The following is an 18594-nucleotide window of genomic DNA, read 5'->3' on the forward strand; positions in this document are numbered from 1 at the left end:
AACACAGTGCTCCCTTTTTTATGCCTCGATACCCTTCATCCTTCACGTTGCCTGGGTGTTGGCTGCTCCCGTTATTCGGCTCATCCATGAGCTTCACCCTTATCAGGGCCGCTGCTCGCAGCGTTTAAATCTGTTCCAGACAGATTTGTCACCCCAGTCACTTACCTGAGTAAGCTCCTGGGGATTTACGGCCTTGCCGCCTACAAGCAACTCGAATTATTTTGGGTATAATGCAGTCGTTTTCGCTGCGGTATTTGCTATCCTGCGTCCGGTTTACAACTCATCGAGGTTTCCCATGACTCTTCACCTTAGCGTGCGCGAGCGTTTGCACGCCCTTGAAGCGCTGCTGCGCGAAACAGAACACTGGCAAGAAAATGCGCCGGAAAGCCGGGCTTTTGCCAGCGATCAGCCGTTCTGTATGGACACCCTGGAACCGCTGGAGTGGCTTCAGTGGGTTCTGATCCCGCGGATGCACAACTTACTCGATAGCGAACAGCCGCTGCCGCAGAATTTCGCCGTGGCCCCTTATTATGAGATGGCCCTCGATGCCACTCATCCGCTGCGTGAACGCGTCCTGGCGGAACTGCTGCTGCTCGATACGCTGTTTACGAGCGACGACGCCTGATGCTGGAAATTATCTATCAGGACGAATGGCTGGTGGCGGTGAATAAACCTTCCGGCTGGCTGGTCCATCGCAGCTGGCTGGATCGCGATGAAAAAGTGGTGGTGATGCAGACCGTCCGCGACCAGATTGGTCAGCACGTGTTTACCGCTCATCGTCTCGACCGCCCGACCTCCGGGGTCCTGCTGATGGGGCTGTCCAGCGAAGCGGGACGGCGGCTGTCGCAACAGTTTGAACTGCACCAGATGCAAAAGCGCTACCACGCGGTAGTTCGCGGCTGGCTGACCGACGATGCGGTCCTGGATTACCCGCTGGTGGAAGAGCTGGATAAAATCGCCGATAAATTCGCCCGCGATGACAAAGAGCCCCAGCCGGCCGTCACCCATTATCGCGGGATGGCGACGGTCGAAATGCCGGTTGCGACCGGGCGTTATCCGACGACGCGCTATAGCCTGGTGGAGCTGGAACCAAAAACCGGGCGAAAACATCAGCTGCGCCGCCATCTCTCCCATTTGCGCCATCCGATTATTGGCGACAGCAAACATGGTGATCTCCGGCAGAATCGTAGCGCCGCCGAACATTTTGCCGTAGACCGCCTGATGCTTCACGCCAGCCAGCTATCATTAACCCACCCCTTTACCGGCGAACCGTTGGTGATCCGCGCGGGCCTGGATGAGGTCTGGATGCGTGCGCTGTCGCAGTTTGGCTGGCGCGGCCTTCTGCCGTTAAATGAAAGGGTTGAGTTTGCTGACGACAGCGGTCAGGATGAAGAGATTGAGGTCAATCCAGGGAGATAATCATGGCAGAAGTCGGGATTTTTGTAGGCACGATGTATGGCAACGCGCTGCTGGTCGCCGAAGAGGCAGAAGCCATTCTGAGCGGACTGGGCCACAAAGCGAAGGTGTTCGAAGATCCTGAGATCCAGGACTGGGAACCCTACAGCGGCAAATATGTGCTGGTAGTGACATCCACCACCGGGCAGGGCGATCTGCCGGACAGCATCGTCCCGCTGTACGAAGGGATGAAAGACATGTACCAGCCGCATCTGCGCTACGGGATCATCGCGCTGGGCGATAGCACCTACGCCAACTTTTGCGGCGGCGGCAAGACCTTTGACGCGCTGCTGCAGGAGCAGGGCGCAAAACGGATCGGCGATATGCTGATGATCGATGCCAGCGAAGATCCGGAACCCGAGGGTGTCTCCAACCCGTGGGTGCAACAGTGGGCGAGCCTGCTGGAGTAACGCAATAACAGATTGCGCCCTCTGCGTCGCAGAGGGCTTTTTCGCCGCGGCCGGCGCTGGTTCACACCGTTTGGCCCGTGGTTCTGGCATTTGCACGATAGCCTTGCGGTTTATCTGGTTTTTTCCCCGACATTTCCACCGGGTCAAGAGAGACAATTCACACTCCTGCCGATTGTTTCACAGTTAGCGTGGCTGGCGGCCGTTGCTTTTCATTTCCGTGAACTACCCCCCATCTTCTCAGACAAAAGCCACAAATCTATTTCTAAATGCCCGCGAAAGCTGTGTATATGCACGGTGAGCCAGCCAGGGCCTCTTTCTATACTCTCCGAGCCAGTTAAAAAAACAGTACGTCAGACATAACAAAAATGAACAGAAACACGAACACGTCATTCTGATTACCCTACAGGTTGTGCCGTTCAGAATGAACGTAGCTATCGGCTATGATTCAGGAGTGCAACAATGAGTACATTAAGTCAGGCTGCGAGCGGCGCGGAAAAACGCACCAATGCTCGCTACTGGATAGTGGTGATGCTGTTTATCGTCACGTCCTTTAACTATGGCGATCGCGCTACGCTGTCGATCGCCGGTTCAGAAATGGCCAAAGATATTGGCCTCGATGCCGTCGGCATGGGATACGTTTTTTCCGCCTTCTCATGGGCTTACGTTATTGGTCAGATCCCCGGCGGCTGGTTGCTCGACCGCTTCGGCTCCAAACGCGTCTACTTTTGGTCCATTTTCATCTGGTCGATGTTTACCCTGCTGCAGGGTTTCGTCGATATCTTCAGCGGCTTCGGCATAATTATCGCGCTGTTTACCCTACGTTTTCTGGTCGGCCTGGCGGAAGCCCCGTCATTCCCCGGCAACAGTCGAATCGTCGCGGCCTGGTTCCCTGCACAGGAAAGGGGCACGGCGGTAGCGATTTTCAACTCGGCACAATACTTCGCCACCGTGATCTTCGCGCCAATCATGGGCTGGTTAACCCATGAAGTGGGCTGGTCACATGTGTTCTTCTTTATGGGCGGACTGGGGATTGTTATCAGCTTTGTGTGGCTGAAAGTCATCCATGAGCCGAATCAGCACCCCGGCGTGAACAAGAAAGAGCTGGAATATATTGCTGAAGGCGGTGCGCTGATCAATATGGATCAGAAGAAAGGCACCCATAAAGTCCCGATGAGCGAAAAATGGGGGCAAATCAAACAGCTGATCGGTTCCCGCATGATGGTTGGTATCTACATCGGCCAGTACTGCATCAACGCGTTGACCTACTTCTTTATCACCTGGTTCCCGGTGTATCTGGTTCAGGCTCGCGGCATGTCGATCCTGAAGGCCGGGTTTGTCGCCTCGATCCCGGCGATCTGCGGCTTTGCCGGGGGCGTGCTGGGCGGGATCATCTCCGACTGGTTAATGCGGCGCACCGGTTCACTCAATATTGCCCGTAAAACGCCGATTGTCTTAGGCATGCTGTTGTCGATGGTCATGGTGTTCTGTAACTACGTGAGCGCAGAATGGATGATTATCGGCTTCATGGCGATGGCCTTCTTCGGCAAAGGGATTGGCGCATTGGGTTGGGCCGTGATGGCGGACACCGCGCCGAAAGAGATCAGCGGCCTGTCTGGCGGTCTGTTCAACATGTTCGGCAATATCTCCGGCATCGTGACGCCGATTGCGATTGGCTACATCGTCGGGACAACGGGCTCATTTAACGGCGCGCTGATTTACGTCGGGGTGCATGCGCTGGTGGCCGTACTGAGCTATCTGGTGCTGGTAGGCGATATCAAACGTATTGAACTCAAACCGGTTACGGAGCGCTGATGATGAATACACAATCAAGTCCCGTCGTCACCGACATGAAAGTGATTCCGGTGGCCGGCCATGACAGCATGCTGCTGAACATCGGCGGCGCGCACAATGCCTGGTTTACCCGCAATATCGTGGTCCTGACCGACAGCGCCGGCAATACCGGCATCGGTGAGGCGCCGGGCGGCGAAGTGATTTATCAGACGCTGCTCGATAGCGTTCCGCTGGTGGTCGGGCAGGAGATCGCTCGCCTGAACAAAGTGGTTCAGCAGGTACACAAAGGTAACCAGGCTTCAGACTTCGATAGCTTTGGCAACGGCGCCTGGACCTTTGAGCTACGGGTGAACGCGGTGGCCGCGCTGGAAGCGGCGCTGCTGGATCTGCTCGGTAAAGCGCTGCAGGTTCCGGTCTGCGAACTGCTGGGGCCGGGCAAACAGCGCGATGCGGTCACCGTGCTGGGCTATCTCTTCTACATTGGCGATCGTAACAAAACCGACCTGCCGTATCTGGAGAATACCCCTGGCGATCACGACTGGTATCACCTGCGCCATCAGGAGGCGTTGAACAGCGACGCGGTGGTGCGTCTTGCCGAAGCCGCGCAGGACCGCTATGGCTTTAAGGATTTCAAGCTCAAGGGCGGCGTGTTGCCCGGCGAGCAGGAAATTGACACCGCCCGTGCACTGAAGAAGCGCTTCCCGGATGCGCGTATCACCGTCGACCCTAATGGCGCGTGGCTGCTTGATGAGGCGATTGCGCTGTGCAAGGGGCTGCAGGATGTGCTGACCTATGCCGAAGACCCGTGCGGCGCCGAACAGGGCTTCTCGGGCCGTGAGGTAATGGCCGAGTTTCGTCGTGCAACCGGGCTGCCGGTTGCCACCAATATGATCGCCACTAACTGGCGTGAAATGGGTCACGCGGTGATGCTTAACGCGGTGGATATTCCACTGGCCGACCCGCACTTCTGGACCCTCTCCGGGGCGGTCCGCGTCGCGCAGCTCTGCGATGACTGGGGGTTGACGTGGGGTTGTCACTCGAACAACCACTTTGATATTTCGCTGGCGATGTTTACCCATGTGGGCGCCGCCGCGCCGGGTAACCCGACCGCCATCGATACCCACTGGATCTGGCAGGAAGGCGATTGCCGCCTGACGAAGAATCCGCTGCAGATCGCTGACGGAAAAATTGCCGTACCGCAGGCGCCAGGACTGGGTATTGAACTGGATTGGGACCAGCTGCAAAAAGCCCATGAAGCCTATAAGACGCTGCCTGGAGGCGCGCGTAATGACGCGGGTCCGATGCAGTATCTGATCCCCGGCTGGAAATTCGATCGCAAACGTCCCGTATTTGGTCGCCGTTAAGTCGCCACGTAATAAGAAAAGGATTCAAGATGAGTACATTATTTTCTACTCCCGTCGTTACCACCATGCAGGTTATTCCGGTTGCCGGTCACGACAGCATGCTGATGAATCTTAGCGGGGCGCACGCCCCCTATTTCACCCGTAATATTGTGATTATTAAAGACAACTCGGGCCATACCGGCGTCGGCGAAATCCCCGGCGGCGAGAAAATCCGCCAGACGCTGGAAGAGGCGGCTGAACTGGTGGCCGGTAAGACGCTGGGCGAATATAAAAACGTGCTGGGCGCCGTGCGTCAGCGCTTCGCCGACCGGGATGCCGGCGGTCGCGGTTTGCAAACATTTGATTTACGTACCACCATTCACGTCGTGACCGGAATTGAAGCCGCGTTGCTGGATCTGCTGGGACAGCATCTTGGCGTTAACGTGGCCTCTCTGCTGGGCGACGGTCAGCAGCGTAGTGAAGTTGAAATGCTCGGCTACCTGTTCTTTGTCGGCAATCGTCATGCCACGCCGCTGGACTATCAAAGCCAGACCGACGAGCGTTGCGACTGGTACCGGATGCGCCATGAAGAGGCGATGACGCCGGATGCTGTTGTCCGACTGGCGGAAGCCGCTTACGAAAAATATGGCTTCAACGATTTCAAACTTAAAGGCGGCGTGCTGGCGGGTGAGGAAGAAGCCGAATCGATCGTTGCGCTGGCGAAGCGATTCCCGCAGGCGCGGGTGACTCTGGATCCTAACGGCGCCTGGCTGCTGGATGAAGCCATCCAGATTGGCAAACACCTGAAGGGCGTGCTGGCGTATGCTGAAGATCCTTGTGGCGCAGAGCAAGGGTTCTCCGGTCGCGAAGTGATGGCGGAGTTCCGTCGTGCCACCGGTTTGCCGACGGCCACCAATATGATTGCCACCGACTGGCGTCAGATGGGGCATACTCTGTCATTGCAATCGGTGGATATTCCTCTGGCGGATCCGCATTTCTGGACCATGCAGGGATCGGTACGTGTGGCGCAGATGTGCCATGAATTTGGTTTGACCTGGGGCTCACACTCCAACAACCATTTCGATATTTCGCTGGCGATGTTCACCCACGTAGCCGCGGCGGCACCAGGCAATATTACGGCGATCGATACCCACTGGATCTGGCAGGAAGGTAATCAGCGCTTAACCAAGCAACCTTTTGAAATTAAAGGGGGCATGGTGCAGGTGCCGTCAACGCCGGGCCTCGGCGTCGAACTGGATATGGATCGCGTGATGCAGGCGAACGAGCTGTATAAAAAGCATGGGCTGGGGGCGCGCGATGACGCCATGGCGATGCAGTATCTGATCCCGAACTGGACGTTTGATAACAAGCGCCCGTGCATGGTGCGCTAAGGAAAATCCGGTTCCTGCGGGAACCGGAGACCTATTGATACCGGGTGTTTGGTCATTTAAGGACAGCGTATGAAAATTGTGATTGCGCCGGATTCATACAAGGAGAGTCTGAGCGCCCTGGAGGTTGCGACCGCGATAGAGGCGGGGTTTCAGGAGATTTTCCCCGACGCGGAGTATGTCAAACTGCCCGTTGCCGACGGCGGCGAAGGGACCGTCGAAGCGATGGTCGCCGCCACTCAGGGGCATCTGGTACAGGTGACCGTGACCGGCCCGCTGGGGGAACCGGTGCAGGCATTTTACGGCCTGTCCGGGGATGAACGCTGCGCCTTTATCGAAATGGCGGCGGCCAGCGGCCTGGAAAGTGTCCCGGTGGCCAGCCGCAATCCCTTAATCACCACCACCTGGGGAACCGGGGAGCTGATCCGTCACGCGCTGGATGCGGGCGTCCAGCAGATTATTATCGGCATTGGCGGCAGTGCAACCAACGATGGCGGCGCCGGGATGGTGCAGGCGCTGGGGGCCAAATTGCTGACGCAAGATAACCAGCAGATTGCCGCCGGGGGCGGCGCCCTGGAGCAGCTGGCGCGCATTGACCTCAGCGGGCTGGACAGCCGTCTCGCCGATTGCCGCATTGATGTTGCCTGCGATGTGACTAACCCGCTGACCGGCCCGGAGGGGGCGACGGCGGTATTTGGCCCGCAAAAAGGGGCGACGGCGGAGATGATCGTCCGCCTGGATCGGGCGCTGGCGCATTTCGCGCAGATTATCCACCGCGATTTAGCCGTCGATGTCCTGCAGCTGGAAGGCGGCGGTGCCGCCGGCGGTATGGGCGCGGCGTTGTATGCGTTCTGTGGTGCCCGATTACGCCCAGGGATTGAGATCGTGACTGATGCCCTGCATCTCGCCGAGCTGGTCGCCGATGCCGACCTGGTGATCACCGGTGAAGGGCGCATTGACAGCCAGACCATTCACGGCAAGGTGCCGGTCGGGGTCGCGAAGGTCGCCCAGCGCTACAACGTGCCGGTGATTGCCATCGCCGGCAGCCTGACCGCCGATGTCGGTGTTGTGCATCAGCACGGCCTGGATGCGGTATTCAGCGTGATCTATTCGGTGTGCACCCTCGAGGAGGCGCTGGCCAATGCGGCAGACAATGTGCGCATGACGGCGCGAAACGTCGCCGCGGTGCTGAAACTCGGCCAGCAACGTTAACCCTTAGCCGTAACCCGGATAAGCGTCGTGCTATCCGGGACACGGGCTGACGGTAGCCCGGACAGGCAGCGCGTTATCCGTTATACGGCGTTTTGATCCCCGGCATTTTGCAGGCTTCCCGCGTGACGTTATCCATCTCATCCAGCAGTTCAAGCAGCTCCGGCTCCAGATCTTCTGCCGCGGTTCCGGCCCGCAGCTGGCTTTCAAGGGTCTGACACAACTTTTTCAGCCGCGGCACACCGCTGTAGCTACAGCTGCCGTGGAGTTTATGAATCAGATCCAACAGCCCCTCCGGTTCTTCACCCACCAGTTGCTCCTCCACTTTATTGCGCACCTCCGGCATAAAGGCGATCAGCATTTGCAGCATTTCTCGCGCCAGATCGGGCTTCATGGCGGCCTGGCGTAGCGACAGCTGCCAGTTGAGCGTCACGTTATGGTCAATGGGCGGCTCGATGGTCTCTGCCGTTAACGGCGGCGCGACATGGCCTCCTGGCTGATAGCGCAGCAGCAGGTTGTGTAACTTCTCTTCCTCGATGGGCTTCGCCAGATAGTCATTCATGCCGGCGTTCATCAGCTTTTCTTTCTGCCCGTCAAAGGCGTGGGCGGTCACGGCGATTACCGGCGTCTGCTGCTGATGGGGAAGATGACGAATCAGCTCGCAGGCACGAATGCCGTCCATCTCCGGCATCTGGATATCCATCAGAATCAGATCCAGCTGCATCTCTTTGGCCTGCTCCACCGCGCGCTGGCCGCTTTCACATAGCGTCACGTGCTGCACCAGATCCTCCAGCAGCACGCCGATAAGCTTGAGGTTTGCCGGATTATCATCCACCGCCATGACCGTCATCGGCAGCTTATTACTGTCGGTGTGGGGAAGGGCGGCGGGGGTTCTGGTGCGGCTGGAGGCGATAAGCGCCGGCACTAAACGCGTGGCGGTCAGTGGTTTGAGCAGGCAGGCGGCAACGCCATCCTGCTTCAGGGATTCGGCATTTATCTGCGCGTGGCAGGGGAGCGCCAGCAGCAAATGATCGGCGATGGCGCAGGCTTTCGCCAGGTTGTCTTTCTGTTGGCTAATATCGCGCATCGACACCGGGAGTCCGGCCAGCAGAATATCGTAGTGCGCTTTCGGCAACGCGGAGAAGGTCGGGCTGTAGACCACCTCCAGCGGCGTGGTGGCCAGCAGTTCCAGAGTACACTGCGCCGCCGTCGCGTTGGCCTCGATATAGGCCAGCGTTTTGCCCGCCAGAAGCGGCGTCAGCGGACTCTCCTGAACGGCGTTCGGGTTGAGGTCGAGACTGATATGGAACCAGAAGGTGGAGCCGCGATTGGGCTGGCTGTGGAAGGAGATATCGCCGCCCATCTCTTTGACCAGCCGCTGGGTAATCACCAGCCCAAGCCCGGTGCCGCCGTGACGGCGGGAAATACTGGCATCGGCCTGGCGGAAGGCCTGGAACAGCCGGGACTGGTCACGCTCGGGAATACCGATGCCGGTATCGTGGATTTGGATCTCGATCTGCACGCTGGTGTTGCTGAGCGCCCGTTGTTCGACCAGCACGTCGATATTGCCATGTTCGGTAAACTTGATGGCATTCCCGACCAGATTGGTGATGATTTGCTGCAGGCGCAGCGGGTCACCGATAATATTATCCGGCACATCGTTTTTGATGTTTAACGTCAGCTCCAGCCCCTTATCATGGGCCGAATGCGCCAGCAGGGTGACGACTTCATCCAAGGTATTGCGCAGCAGGAACGGAATGCTTTCCAGAATCAGCTTACCGGCTTCCAGCTTGGAGAAGTCCAGCACGTCATTGATGATCGCCAGCAGGTTATTTGCCGAGCGTTCAATCGTGGTGAGATGGTCACGCTGGATGGTGTTCAGGTCAGTTTTCAGCGTCAGGCGGGTGAAGCCAATCACCCCATTGAGCGGAGTTCGCAGCTCGTGGGACATATTAGCAAGGAACTCCGACTTGATACGCGCGGCTTCCTGGGCGCGCTTCTTCGCCAGATCCAGCTCAACGTTCTGAATCTCCATCTGTTCGAGGGTTTCGCGAAGATCGGACGTCGCCTGATCGATATTGTGCTGCATCTCTTCGTGGTAAGCCGCCAGCGACATCGCCATCGAGTTAATGCCGTTTTTCAGCATATCCAGCTCGCCGAGCATAAAGCCCTCGACGCGGCTATCCAGTTGCCCACGGCGAATTCGGTCAACGGTATTCACCATATTGCGGATCGGGCCGGTGACATCGCGCATCAGGCGCCAGCCGAAAATAAGCGCAATGCCAATGCAGAACAGCATCATGACGCTGGAGATAAAAATCTCTTTGTACTGCTGCAAACGCACCGATTTCAGATCGAGCTCGAGGGCCACATAGCCCAGCATATTGCCGGGCATCTTGGCGTCGGTCCCCGGTGATTCATCTGGCGAATAGCTTTCGGAGACGATCGGGGTACGCAAAATCATCACGTCGCCCTCGCGTATCGCGGTGAGCTGAGTGGGAAATTTCGCCCCTTTCGGCAGACGCAGTTCGCTGGGGTTCAGCTGAAAGTTAGAGGTGACAAACAGGCGGTTCTGCGAATCGTAGATGGAAATGGCCCGCACAATATCGGAGTGGCGGCGATGCAATACGCTAATGAGCTGGCCGATTGACTCGCGGTTTTGCAGATTCATGCCATATTCACTGGAGACCGCCAGTGGTTCAATAATGCTGGCTCCGGCGTCTTCCAGCTGACGCTGCAGGTCGTGATAGCGATGGGCGACGAAGAAAATACTGAGCAGCAAACCAATGAGTACGGTAGGTGCCAGAATAAGAATCATCATGCGAGCACGTAGGCTGTAGTTGGTCATGCGGTTCCGTTATGGGAGAATATACGCTTCATCCTTCAAGTGCCTCTGCGTTGCTGGCCTCCGTGCCGGGCTTACACACGCTGTCGTGGACTCCTGCCCGCCGCGCTGACGTATCTTGAAAGGACTCGTGTATAGAGTCGGTTTATTTTGATTGAGACAAATCTCTACGATGGCGCAATTCTACTCTGCAAAACGGCGTGTGACGACGCGCCAGATCATAACCGTGACAGTAAACGACCTCGATCCCTTTGGCCAGGGCGTTGCGCGTCACCATGGTAAAGCGCTATTTGTTAGTGGCTTACTGCCGCAGGAACAGGCCGAAGTTGTGCTGGTGGAAGACAAAAAACAGTACTCCCGGGCCCAGGTCAAACGCCGTCTGAGTGATAGCCCGCAGCGTCAGGCACCGCACTGCCCGCATTTTGGCGTTTGCGGCGGCTGCCAGCAACAGCATGCCAGCATTGAGCTCCAGCAGCACAGTAAGCGTGCCGCGCTTGCGCGACTCATGAAACACGATGTTGACGATATTATAGCCGCTTCGCCGTGGGGATATCGCCGGCGTGCGCGTCTGAGCTTGAATTACCAGCCGAAGTCCCAACAATTACAGATGGGTTTTCGCAAGGCCAACACCAACGACATTGTCGATGTGGTGCAATGCCCTGTTTTGGTGCCCGATCTTGAGGCATTGCTGCCGGCGGTACAGGCCTGCCTGACGGGGCTGAAATCCCAGCGTCAGTTGGGGCATGTCGAACTGGTGCTGGCGGATAATGGCCCGGTGATGATCCTGCGCCACACGGCGGCGCTGCCGGCAGGCGACAGAGAAAAACTGGAACGATTTTCGCAAACTCATGATCTTGCCCTGTATCTGGCCCCACAAAGCGAGATACTGGAGCATATTCGTGGCGAAGCGCCATGGTATACGTCAGACGGGCTACGCTTAATGTTCAGTCCGCGCGACTTTATTCAGGTGAATGACGGCGTCAATCAACAGATGGTGCAGACCGCGCTGGCGTGGCTGGACGTTCAGCCGCAGGACCGGGTGCTCGATCTGTTCTGCGGCATGGGTAATTTCACGCTGCCGCTGGCGACGCACGCCGCTGAGGTCGTCGGGGTTGAAGGCGTTCCGGCGCTGGTGGAAAAAGGGCGAGAAAATGCCGCACTCAACCAGTTGCACAACGTGACATTCTTTCATGAAAATCTGGAAGAAGATGTTACCCGTCAGGCGTGGGCGAAGCGTGGTTTTGATAAAATATTGATCGATCCGGCGCGAGCCGGGGCGCCAGCGGTGATACCGCAGATTATAAAACTCGCGCCGCGTCGCGTGGTTTATGTCTCCTGTAACCCGGCGACGCTGGCACGTGATAGCGAACACCTGCTACAGGCAGGCTATACGATCCAACGCCTGGCGATGCTGGACATGTTCCCGCATACCAGGCATCTGGAATCGATGGTGTTGTTCGAGCAAAAGCCTATACCCTAAATAATTAGAGTTGCTTGTAGGCAGCAAGGCCGTAAATCCCCAGGAGCTTACAGAAGTAAGTGACTGGGGTGAACGGGTGCAGCCAACACCCAAGCAACTTGAAGGATGAAGGGTATACATAACATCATTCCAATCGTATCGAGGTGGCAACAGAGTCAGTTCCCAAGCGCAGGCCCAGGTCGGTGATTGAGGTGAACGAAAAAGCCAGCGCTGATGCGGTTTGAAGGATGAGGTGTAAAAGTTGAGGCTTGCCGACTTCGGCAGGCCAGGTCCCTTAAGGAGAGGACAATGGTTGCGGTAAGAAGTGCACATCTTAATAAAGCTGGTGAATTTGACCCGAAGAAATGGATCGCGAGTCTGGGAATTTCCAGCCAGCAGTCGTGTGAACGCTTAGCCGAAACCTGGGACTACTGTCGCGAGAAAACGCAGGGACATCCTCGAGCGGACCTTCTGTTATGGCGCGGCGTGGAGATGGTGGAAATACTCTGCACGTTGAGTATGGATATCGACACGCTACGGGCCGCCATGCTGTTCCCGCTGGCGGACGGCAACGTCGTTAGCGAAGAGGTGATGCAAGAGAGCGTCGGTAAATCCGTCGTCACGTTGATTCACGGCGTGCGCGATATGGCGGCTATTCGCCAGCTTAAAGCCACCCACACCGATTCCGTCTCCTCGGAGCAGGTCGATAACATCCGCCGCATGCTGCTGGCGATGGTCGACGATTTCCGCTGCGTGGTCATCAAGCTTGCCGAGCGTATCGCCCACCTGCGGGAAGTCAAAGATGAGCCCGAAGACGAACGCGTGCTGGCGGCAAAAGAGTGCACTAACATCTATGCGCCGCTGGCCAACCGCTTAGGGATCGGCCAGCTGAAATGGGAGCTGGAGGACTACTGCTTCCGCTATCTGCACCCGGATGAATACAAACGCATTGCCAAACTGCTGCACGAACGGCGCATCGATCGTGAACACTACATCGATGAGTTCGTGGGGCATTTACGCTCCGAAATGAAAACCGAAGGCGTCAAGGCCGAGGTCTACGGGCGGCCGAAGCATATCTACAGCATCTGGCGGAAAATGCAGAAAAAACACCTCACCTTTGATGAGCTGTTTGACGTGCGGGCCGTGCGTATCGTCGCCGAACGCCTGCAGGACTGCTATGCCGCACTGGGGATCGTCCATACCCACTATCGCCACCTGCCGGATGAGTTCGATGATTACGTTGCCAACCCCAAACCGAACGGCTACCAGTCGATTCATACCGTGGTGCTCGGGCCTGGGGGAAAAACGGTCGAGATCCAGATCCGTACCCGGCAGATGCATGAAGATGCCGAGCTGGGCGTCGCGGCGCACTGGAAGTACAAAGAGGGCGCCAGCGCGGGCGTGAGCGGCGGGCGCGGCTATGAAGACCGTATCGCCTGGCTGCGTAAGTTGATCGCCTGGCAGGAAGAGATGGCCGATTCGGGTGAAATGCTGGATGAAGTCCGTAGCCAGGTCTTCGACGACCGGGTGTATGTCTTTACGCCGAAAGGCGATGTGGTGGATTTACCCGCCGGTTCCACGCCGCTCGACTTTGCCTACCACATTCACAGTGACGTCGGTCACCGCTGCATTGGCGCCAAAATCAGCGGGCGCATCGTGCCGTTTACCTACCAGCTGCAGATGGGCGATCAGATTGAAATCATCACCCAGAAGCAGCCGAACCCCAGCCGCGACTGGCTGAACCCGAACCTCGGTTATGTGACCACCAGCCGCGGGCGTTCCAAAATTCACGCCTGGTTCCGTAAACAGGATCGCGACAAAAACATTCTTGCCGGGCGGCAGATCCTGGACGATGAGCTTGAGCACCTGGGGATCAGCCTCAAGGAGGCAGAGAAACACCTGCTGCCGCGCTACAACTTCAACGAGCTGGACGAACTGCTGGCGGCCATCGGCGGCGGCGATATTCGCCTTAACCAGATGGTCAACTTCCTGCAGGCGCAGTTCAATAAGCCGAGCGCCGAAGAGCAGGATGCGGCAGCGTTGAAACAGCTGCAGCAGAAAAGCTGGGCGCCGCAGAGCCGCAGCAAAGACAATGGTCGGGTGGTGGTGGAAGGCGTCGGTAACCTGATGCACCACATTGCGCGCTGCTGCCAGCCCATCCCGGGCGATGAGATTGTCGGCTTTATCACCCAGGGGCGTGGGATTTCGGTACACCGGGCAGACTGCGATCAACTGACGGAACTGCAGTCGCATGCGCCGGAGCGTATCGTTGACGCGGTGTGGGGAGAAAGCTACTCCGCCGGTTATTCGCTGGTGGTTCGCGTTGTCGCCAACGATCGCAGCGGCCTGCTGCGGGATATCACCACGATCCTCGCCAATGAAAAAGTGAACGTGCTCGGCGTTGCCAGCCGCAGCGACACCAAACAGCAGTTGGCGACGATCGACATGAACATTGAAATCTACAACCTGCAGGTGCTGGGCCGCGTGCTCGGGAAACTGAACCAGGTACCGGATGTGATTGATGCCCGCCGTCTGCACGGGGGCTAATTGATCGTATTTTGCTTTCCCCGGCGGCGCCGGGGATACGCTTTCACGTTAGCCGGGTAAGGCGACATCCGTACCCGGCATTATCGTTTTCAACAGGAAAAAAGATGAACCAAATCGACCGGCTGCTCGGCATTATGCAGCGCCTGCGCGACCCGGAAAACGGCTGTCCATGGGATAAAGAGCAGACCTTCGCCACCATCGCCCCCTATACCCTCGAAGAAACTTACGAAGTGCTGGATGCCATCAGTCGCGAAGATTTCGACGATCTGCGCGGTGAGCTGGGCGATCTGCTGTTCCAGGTGGTGTTCTACGCGCAGATGGCGCAGGAGGAAGGGCGCTTTAACTTCGACGATATCTGCGCGGCTATCAGCGACAAGCTTGAGCGCCGCCACCCGCATATCTTCGGAGAAGCGACCGCCGGCGATAGCGCCGAAGTGCTGGCGCGCTGGGAGCAGATAAAAAGCGCTGAGCGGGCCGAAAAATCCCAACATTCCGCGCTGGATGATATTCCGCACAGCCTGCCGGCGTTGATGCGCGCGCATAAAATTCAGCGTCGTTGTTCGGCGGTGGGGTTTGACTGGACCTCGCTGGGTCCGGTGCTGGACAAAGTGCATGAAGAGATCGACGAGGTCATGCATGAAGCGCAGCAGGCCGTCGTAGATGAAGCTAAACTGGAGGAGGAAATGGGCGATCTGCTGTTCGCGACCGTCAATTTATCCCGCCATTTAGGGGTAAAAGCCGAAGTGGCGCTGCAAAAAGCGAACCTTAAATTTGAACGCCGTTTCCGCGAAGTTGAACGAATTGTGGCCGCCCGTGGGCTGGAAATGACCGGCGTTGACCTCGAAACCATGGAAGCCGTGTGGCAAGAGGTAAAACGGCAGGAAACTGATCTCTAACGAGTTTTCGTGATCAAGCGCCATTTGTGTGATTTTTTAAATAACAAGCGCTTGATTTGCGTCAAAAACATTTCGCCAAAAGCGGCTATTTTCTCACTCCCTGTGTTTGTGTGAGCCTGCTGAAAAGGAGGGAGAATGAAAGTTTGTGGCGTCAGTCATGATCGGGTATACTGCTTTCCCGTCTTGGTTATTCCATCGTCTTTTAAACCTAACTTCTCAGGTTCAGCATGACAACGAACTATATTTTTGTGACCGGCGGGGTCGTATCCTCTCTGGGTAAAGGCATTGCCGCAGCTTCCCTCGCCGCTATTCTTGAAGCCCGTGGGCTTAACGTGACCATGATGAAACTGGATCCGTACATCAACGTCGATCCGGGTACCATGAGTCCAATCCAACACGGGGAAGTGTTCGTTACTGAAGACGGCGCTGAAACCGACCTGGACCTGGGTCACTACGAGCGCTTCATCCGCACCAAAATGAGCCGCCGCAACAACTTCACTACGGGCCGTATCTACTCCGACGTTCTGCGTAAAGAACGCCGCGGTGATTATCTGGGCGCGACCGTACAGGTCATCCCACACATCACCAACGCGATCAAAGAGCGCGTGCTTGCCGGTGGTGAAGGTCACGACGTGGTGCTGGTGGAAATCGGCGGTACCGTCGGTGATATCGAATCCCTGCCGTTCCTCGAAGCTATCCGTCAGATGGCCGTAGAGATTGGTCGTGAGCATACTCTGTTTATGCATTTGACCCTGGTGCCGTATATGGCAGCCGCCGGCGAAGTCAAAACCAAACCGACTCAGCACTCCGTGAAAGAGCTGCTTTCTATCGGTATTCAGCCAGATATTCTGATCTGCCGCTCCGATCGGGCGGTACCGGCCAACGAACGTGCTAAAATTGCATTGTTCTGTAACGTTCCGGAAAAGGCTGTTATTTCTCTGAAAGACGTCGATTCCATTTATAAAATTCCGGGCCTGTTGAAATCTCAGGGGCTGGACGATTATATTTGTAAACGATTCAGCTTAAGCTGTCCGGAAGCGAACCTGGCCGAATGGGAACAGGTTATTTACGAAGAAGCCAATCCGGCTGGCGAAGTCACCATTGGTATGGTCGGTAAGTACATTGAACTGCCGGACGCCTACAAATCGGTGATTGAAGCGCTGAAACACGGTGGTCTGAAGAACCGCGTTACCGTCAACATCAAGCTGATTGATTCGCAGGATGTGGAAACGCGCGGCGTCGAAATTCTGAAAGATTTGGACGCTATCCTGATCCCGGGTGGCTTCGGCTACCGCGGTGTTGAAGGTAAAATCGCCACTGCACGCTATGCGCGTGAAAACAAAATTCCATATCTGGGCATTTGCCTGGGTATGCAGGTTGCGCTGATTGAGTTTGCGCGTAACGTCGCGGGAATGGAGAACGCCAACTCGACGGAATTTGTGCCAGACTGTAAGTACCCGGTTGTGGCCCTGATTACCGAATGGCGTGATGAAGAAGGCAACGTTGAAGTTCGTTCTGAGAAGAGCGATCTCGGCGGCACCATGCGCCTTGGCGCGCAGCAGTGCCAGCTGGAAGACGAAAGCCTGGTTCGCCAGCTGTACGGCGAATCAACCATTACTGAGCGTCATCGTCACCGCTACGAAGTCAACAACATGTTGTTGAAACAGATTGAAAATGCGGGCCTGCGTGTTGCGGGCCGTTCCGGGGATGATCAGTTGGTCGAGATCATCGAAGTGCCGAATCACCCGTGGTTTGTCGCTTGTCAGTTCCATCCGGAGTTTACTTCAACGCCACGTGATGGCCACCCGCTGTTTGCAGGTTTTGTGAAAGCGGCAGGCGAGTATCAAAAGCGTCAGGCGAAGTAAAATGAGTTAGAACGGCAATGCACCCATTTGGGTGCATTGTTTGTCTGGAGTTTTAGTTTAACTTGTACTGAGGAAAACCTAATGTCCAAAATCGTTAAAGTCATCGGTCGTGAAATCATCGACTCCCGTGGTAACCCGACTGTTGAAGCCGAAGTACACCTGGAAGGTGGTTTCGTTGGTATGGCAGCAGCTCCGTCAGGTGCTTCTACTGGTTCCCGCGAAGCGCTGGAACTGCGCGATGGCGACAAATCCCGTTTCATGGGTAAAGGCGTACTGAAAGCTGTTGGCGCTGTCAACGGCCCGATCGCTCAGGCAATCCTTGGCAAAGACGCCAAAGATCAGGCTGGCATCGATAAAATCATGATCGACCTGGACGGTACTGAAAACAAATCTAACTTCGGTGCAAACGCCATCCTGGCTGTGTCTCTGGCTAACGCCAAAGCAGCTGCTGCCTCTAAAGGCCAGCCGCTGTTCGAGCACATCGCTGAGCTGAACGGTACTCCGGGCAAATACTCCATGCCGGTTCCGATGATGAACATCATCAACGGTGGTGAGCATGCTGACAACAACGTCGACATCCAGGAATTTATGATTCAGCCGGTTGGCGCTAAATCCCTGAAAGAAGCCGTACGTATGGGTTCTGAAGTGTTCCACAACCTGGCTAAAGTTCTGAAAGCTAAAGGTATGAACACTGCAGTTGGTGACGAAGGTGGCTACGCGCCGAACCTGGGTTCCAACGCTGAAGCTCTGGCAGTTATCGCAGAAGCAGTTAAAGCTGCTGGCTACGAGCTGGGCACCGACATCACTCTGGCGATGGACTGTGCAGCTTCTGAATTCTACAAAGACGGTAAATACGTTCTGGCCGGCGAAGGCAACAAAGCGTTCACCTCTGAAGAGTTCACTCACTTCCTGGAAGACCTGACCAAACAGTATCCGATCGTTTCTATCGAAGACGGTCTGGACGAGTCTGACTGGGATGGTTTCGCATACCAGACTAAAGTTCTGGGCGACAAAATCCAGCTGGTTGGTGACGATCTGTTCGTAACCAACACCAAGATCCTGAAAGAAGGTATCGAAAAAGGCATCGTTAACTCCATCCTGATCAAATTCAACCAGATCGGTTCTCTGACCGAAACTCTGGCTGCGATCAAAATGGCGAAAGACGCTGGCTACACTGCTGTCATCTCTCACCGTTCAGGCGAAACTGAAGACGCTACCATCGCTGACCTGGCTGTTGGTACCGCTGCAGGCCAGATCAAAACTGGTTCTATGAGCCGTTCTGACCGCGTTGCTAAATACAACCAGCTGATTCGTATCGAAGAAGCGCTGGGTGAAAAAGCACCGTACAACGGTCGTAAAGAGATCAAAGGTCAGTAAGTCTGACTT

13 protein-coding genes are annotated in these 18594 nt (G+C 56.4%); 12 read left to right on the plus strand and 1 reads right to left on the minus strand.

Features of this window, described 5'->3' with window-relative positions; genetic code table 11:
* The first annotated feature begins 295 nt into the window (after positions 1–295).
* From EDF82_RS17075 to EDF82_RS17105, 7 genes are all read left to right on the plus strand, one after another.
* Positions 296–625, plus strand: coding sequence for a YqcC family protein (locus tag EDF82_RS17075; protein ID WP_123756708.1), 330 nt, complete (start codon positions 296–298; stop codon positions 623–625).
* Entirely contained in the window at positions 625–1419 is a 795-nt protein-coding gene (gene truC, locus EDF82_RS17080; RefSeq protein ID WP_123756709.1) for a tRNA pseudouridine(65) synthase TruC, read from the plus strand. Before EDF82_RS17075 ends, truC begins: the two co-directional genes overlap by 1 nt.
* Before the next feature lie 2 nt (positions 1420–1421).
* Positions 1422–1865 (plus strand): flavodoxin, encoded by a 444-nt coding sequence (locus EDF82_RS17085; RefSeq protein ID WP_123756710.1) that lies wholly within the window; start codon positions 1422–1424, stop codon positions 1863–1865.
* A 459-nt stretch (positions 1866–2324) separates the two neighbouring features.
* On the plus strand, positions 2325–3677 hold the full coding sequence (gene gudP, locus EDF82_RS17090; RefSeq protein WP_123756711.1) for a galactarate/glucarate/glycerate transporter GudP: 1353 nt from the start codon (positions 2325–2327) through the stop codon (positions 3675–3677).
* Positions 3678–3679: 2 nt separating this feature from the next.
* The gene (locus tag EDF82_RS17095) at positions 3680–5020 is read left to right on the plus strand and encodes an enolase C-terminal domain-like protein (protein WP_123756942.1); all 1341 of its coding nucleotides are present in this window, start codon (positions 3680–3682) and stop codon (positions 5018–5020) included.
* A 29-nt stretch (positions 5021–5049) separates the two neighbouring features.
* A complete protein-coding gene (gudD, locus tag EDF82_RS17100) occupies positions 5050–6390 on the plus strand; it encodes a glucarate dehydratase (RefSeq protein WP_123756712.1) in 1341 nt (446 codons plus the stop codon).
* A gap of 69 nt (positions 6391–6459) precedes the next feature.
* The gene (locus EDF82_RS17105; RefSeq protein WP_123756713.1) at positions 6460–7599 is read left to right on the plus strand and encodes a glycerate kinase; all 1140 of its coding nucleotides are present in this window, start codon (positions 6460–6462) and stop codon (positions 7597–7599) included.
* Between the two features lie 73 nt (positions 7600–7672).
* Here EDF82_RS17105 and barA read toward each other — a convergent pair whose 3' ends face one another.
* A complete protein-coding gene (gene barA / locus EDF82_RS17110; RefSeq protein WP_123756714.1) occupies positions 7673–10444 on the minus strand; it encodes a two-component sensor histidine kinase BarA in 2772 nt (923 codons plus the stop codon).
* Positions 10445–10613: 169 nt separating this feature from the next.
* Between barA and rlmD the strand changes: the two genes are divergently transcribed.
* The 5 genes from rlmD to eno all read left to right on the plus strand — a co-directional run bounded on the left by rlmD (position 10614) and on the right by eno (position 18585).
* A complete protein-coding gene (rlmD, locus tag EDF82_RS17115) occupies positions 10614–11921 on the plus strand; it encodes a 23S rRNA (uracil(1939)-C(5))-methyltransferase RlmD (protein ID WP_123756715.1) in 1308 nt (435 codons plus the stop codon).
* Positions 11922–12209: 288 nt separating this feature from the next.
* The gene (gene relA / locus EDF82_RS17125; protein ID WP_123756717.1) at positions 12210–14447 is read left to right on the plus strand and encodes a GTP diphosphokinase; all 2238 of its coding nucleotides are present in this window, start codon (positions 12210–12212) and stop codon (positions 14445–14447) included.
* Between the two features lie 104 nt (positions 14448–14551).
* Positions 14552–15343: a nucleoside triphosphate pyrophosphohydrolase gene (gene mazG / locus EDF82_RS17130; RefSeq protein ID WP_123756718.1), complete on the plus strand. Its 792-nt coding sequence runs from the start codon at positions 14552–14554 to the stop codon at positions 15341–15343.
* 227 nt (positions 15344–15570) lie between these two features.
* Positions 15571–17208, plus strand: a complete 1638-nt coding sequence (pyrG, locus tag EDF82_RS17135) for a glutamine hydrolyzing CTP synthase (RefSeq protein WP_123756719.1) — start codon at positions 15571–15573, stop codon at positions 17206–17208.
* An 81-nt stretch (positions 17209–17289) separates the two neighbouring features.
* Positions 17290–18585, plus strand: coding sequence for a phosphopyruvate hydratase (gene eno, locus EDF82_RS17140; protein ID WP_123756720.1), 1296 nt, complete (start codon positions 17290–17292; stop codon positions 18583–18585).
* Positions 18586–18594 lie beyond the last annotated feature (9 nt).

This window comes from Klebsiella sp. BIGb0399, from assembly GCF_003752615.1.
Lineage (GTDB): Bacteria > Pseudomonadota > Gammaproteobacteria > Enterobacterales > Enterobacteriaceae > Klebsiella > Klebsiella lignicola.

Bases quoted from the DNA above. Each gene is read 5' to 3' on its own strand.
- rlmD (WP_123756715.1), top strand. From the start codon at position 10,614: ATGGCGCAATTCTACTCTGCAAAACGGCGTGTGACGACGCGCCAGATC.
- gudD (WP_123756712.1), top strand. From the start codon at position 5,050: ATGAGTACATTATTTTCTACTCCCGTCGTTACCACCATGCAGGTTATT.
- EDF82_RS17085 (WP_123756710.1), top strand. From the start codon at position 1,422: ATGGCAGAAGTCGGGATTTTTGTAGGCACGATGTATGGCAACGCGCTG.
- pyrG (WP_123756719.1), top strand. From the start codon at position 15,571: ATGACAACGAACTATATTTTTGTGACCGGCGGGGTCGTATCCTCTCTG.
- EDF82_RS17105 (WP_123756713.1), top strand. From the start codon at position 6,460: ATGAAAATTGTGATTGCGCCGGATTCATACAAGGAGAGTCTGAGCGCC.
- EDF82_RS17095 (WP_123756942.1), top strand. From the start codon at position 3,680: ATGAATACACAATCAAGTCCCGTCGTCACCGACATGAAAGTGATTCCG.
- EDF82_RS17075 (WP_123756708.1), top strand. From the start codon at position 296: ATGACTCTTCACCTTAGCGTGCGCGAGCGTTTGCACGCCCTTGAAGCG.
- gudP (WP_123756711.1), top strand. From the start codon at position 2,325: ATGAGTACATTAAGTCAGGCTGCGAGCGGCGCGGAAAAACGCACCAAT.
- truC (WP_123756709.1), top strand. From the start codon at position 625: ATGCTGGAAATTATCTATCAGGACGAATGGCTGGTGGCGGTGAATAAA.
- mazG (WP_123756718.1), top strand. From the start codon at position 14,552: ATGAACCAAATCGACCGGCTGCTCGGCATTATGCAGCGCCTGCGCGAC.
- relA (WP_123756717.1), top strand. From the start codon at position 12,210: ATGGTTGCGGTAAGAAGTGCACATCTTAATAAAGCTGGTGAATTTGAC.
- barA (WP_123756714.1), bottom strand. From the start codon at position 10,444: ATGACCAACTACAGCCTACGTGCTCGCATGATGATTCTTATTCTGGCA.
- eno (WP_123756720.1), top strand. From the start codon at position 17,290: ATGTCCAAAATCGTTAAAGTCATCGGTCGTGAAATCATCGACTCCCGT.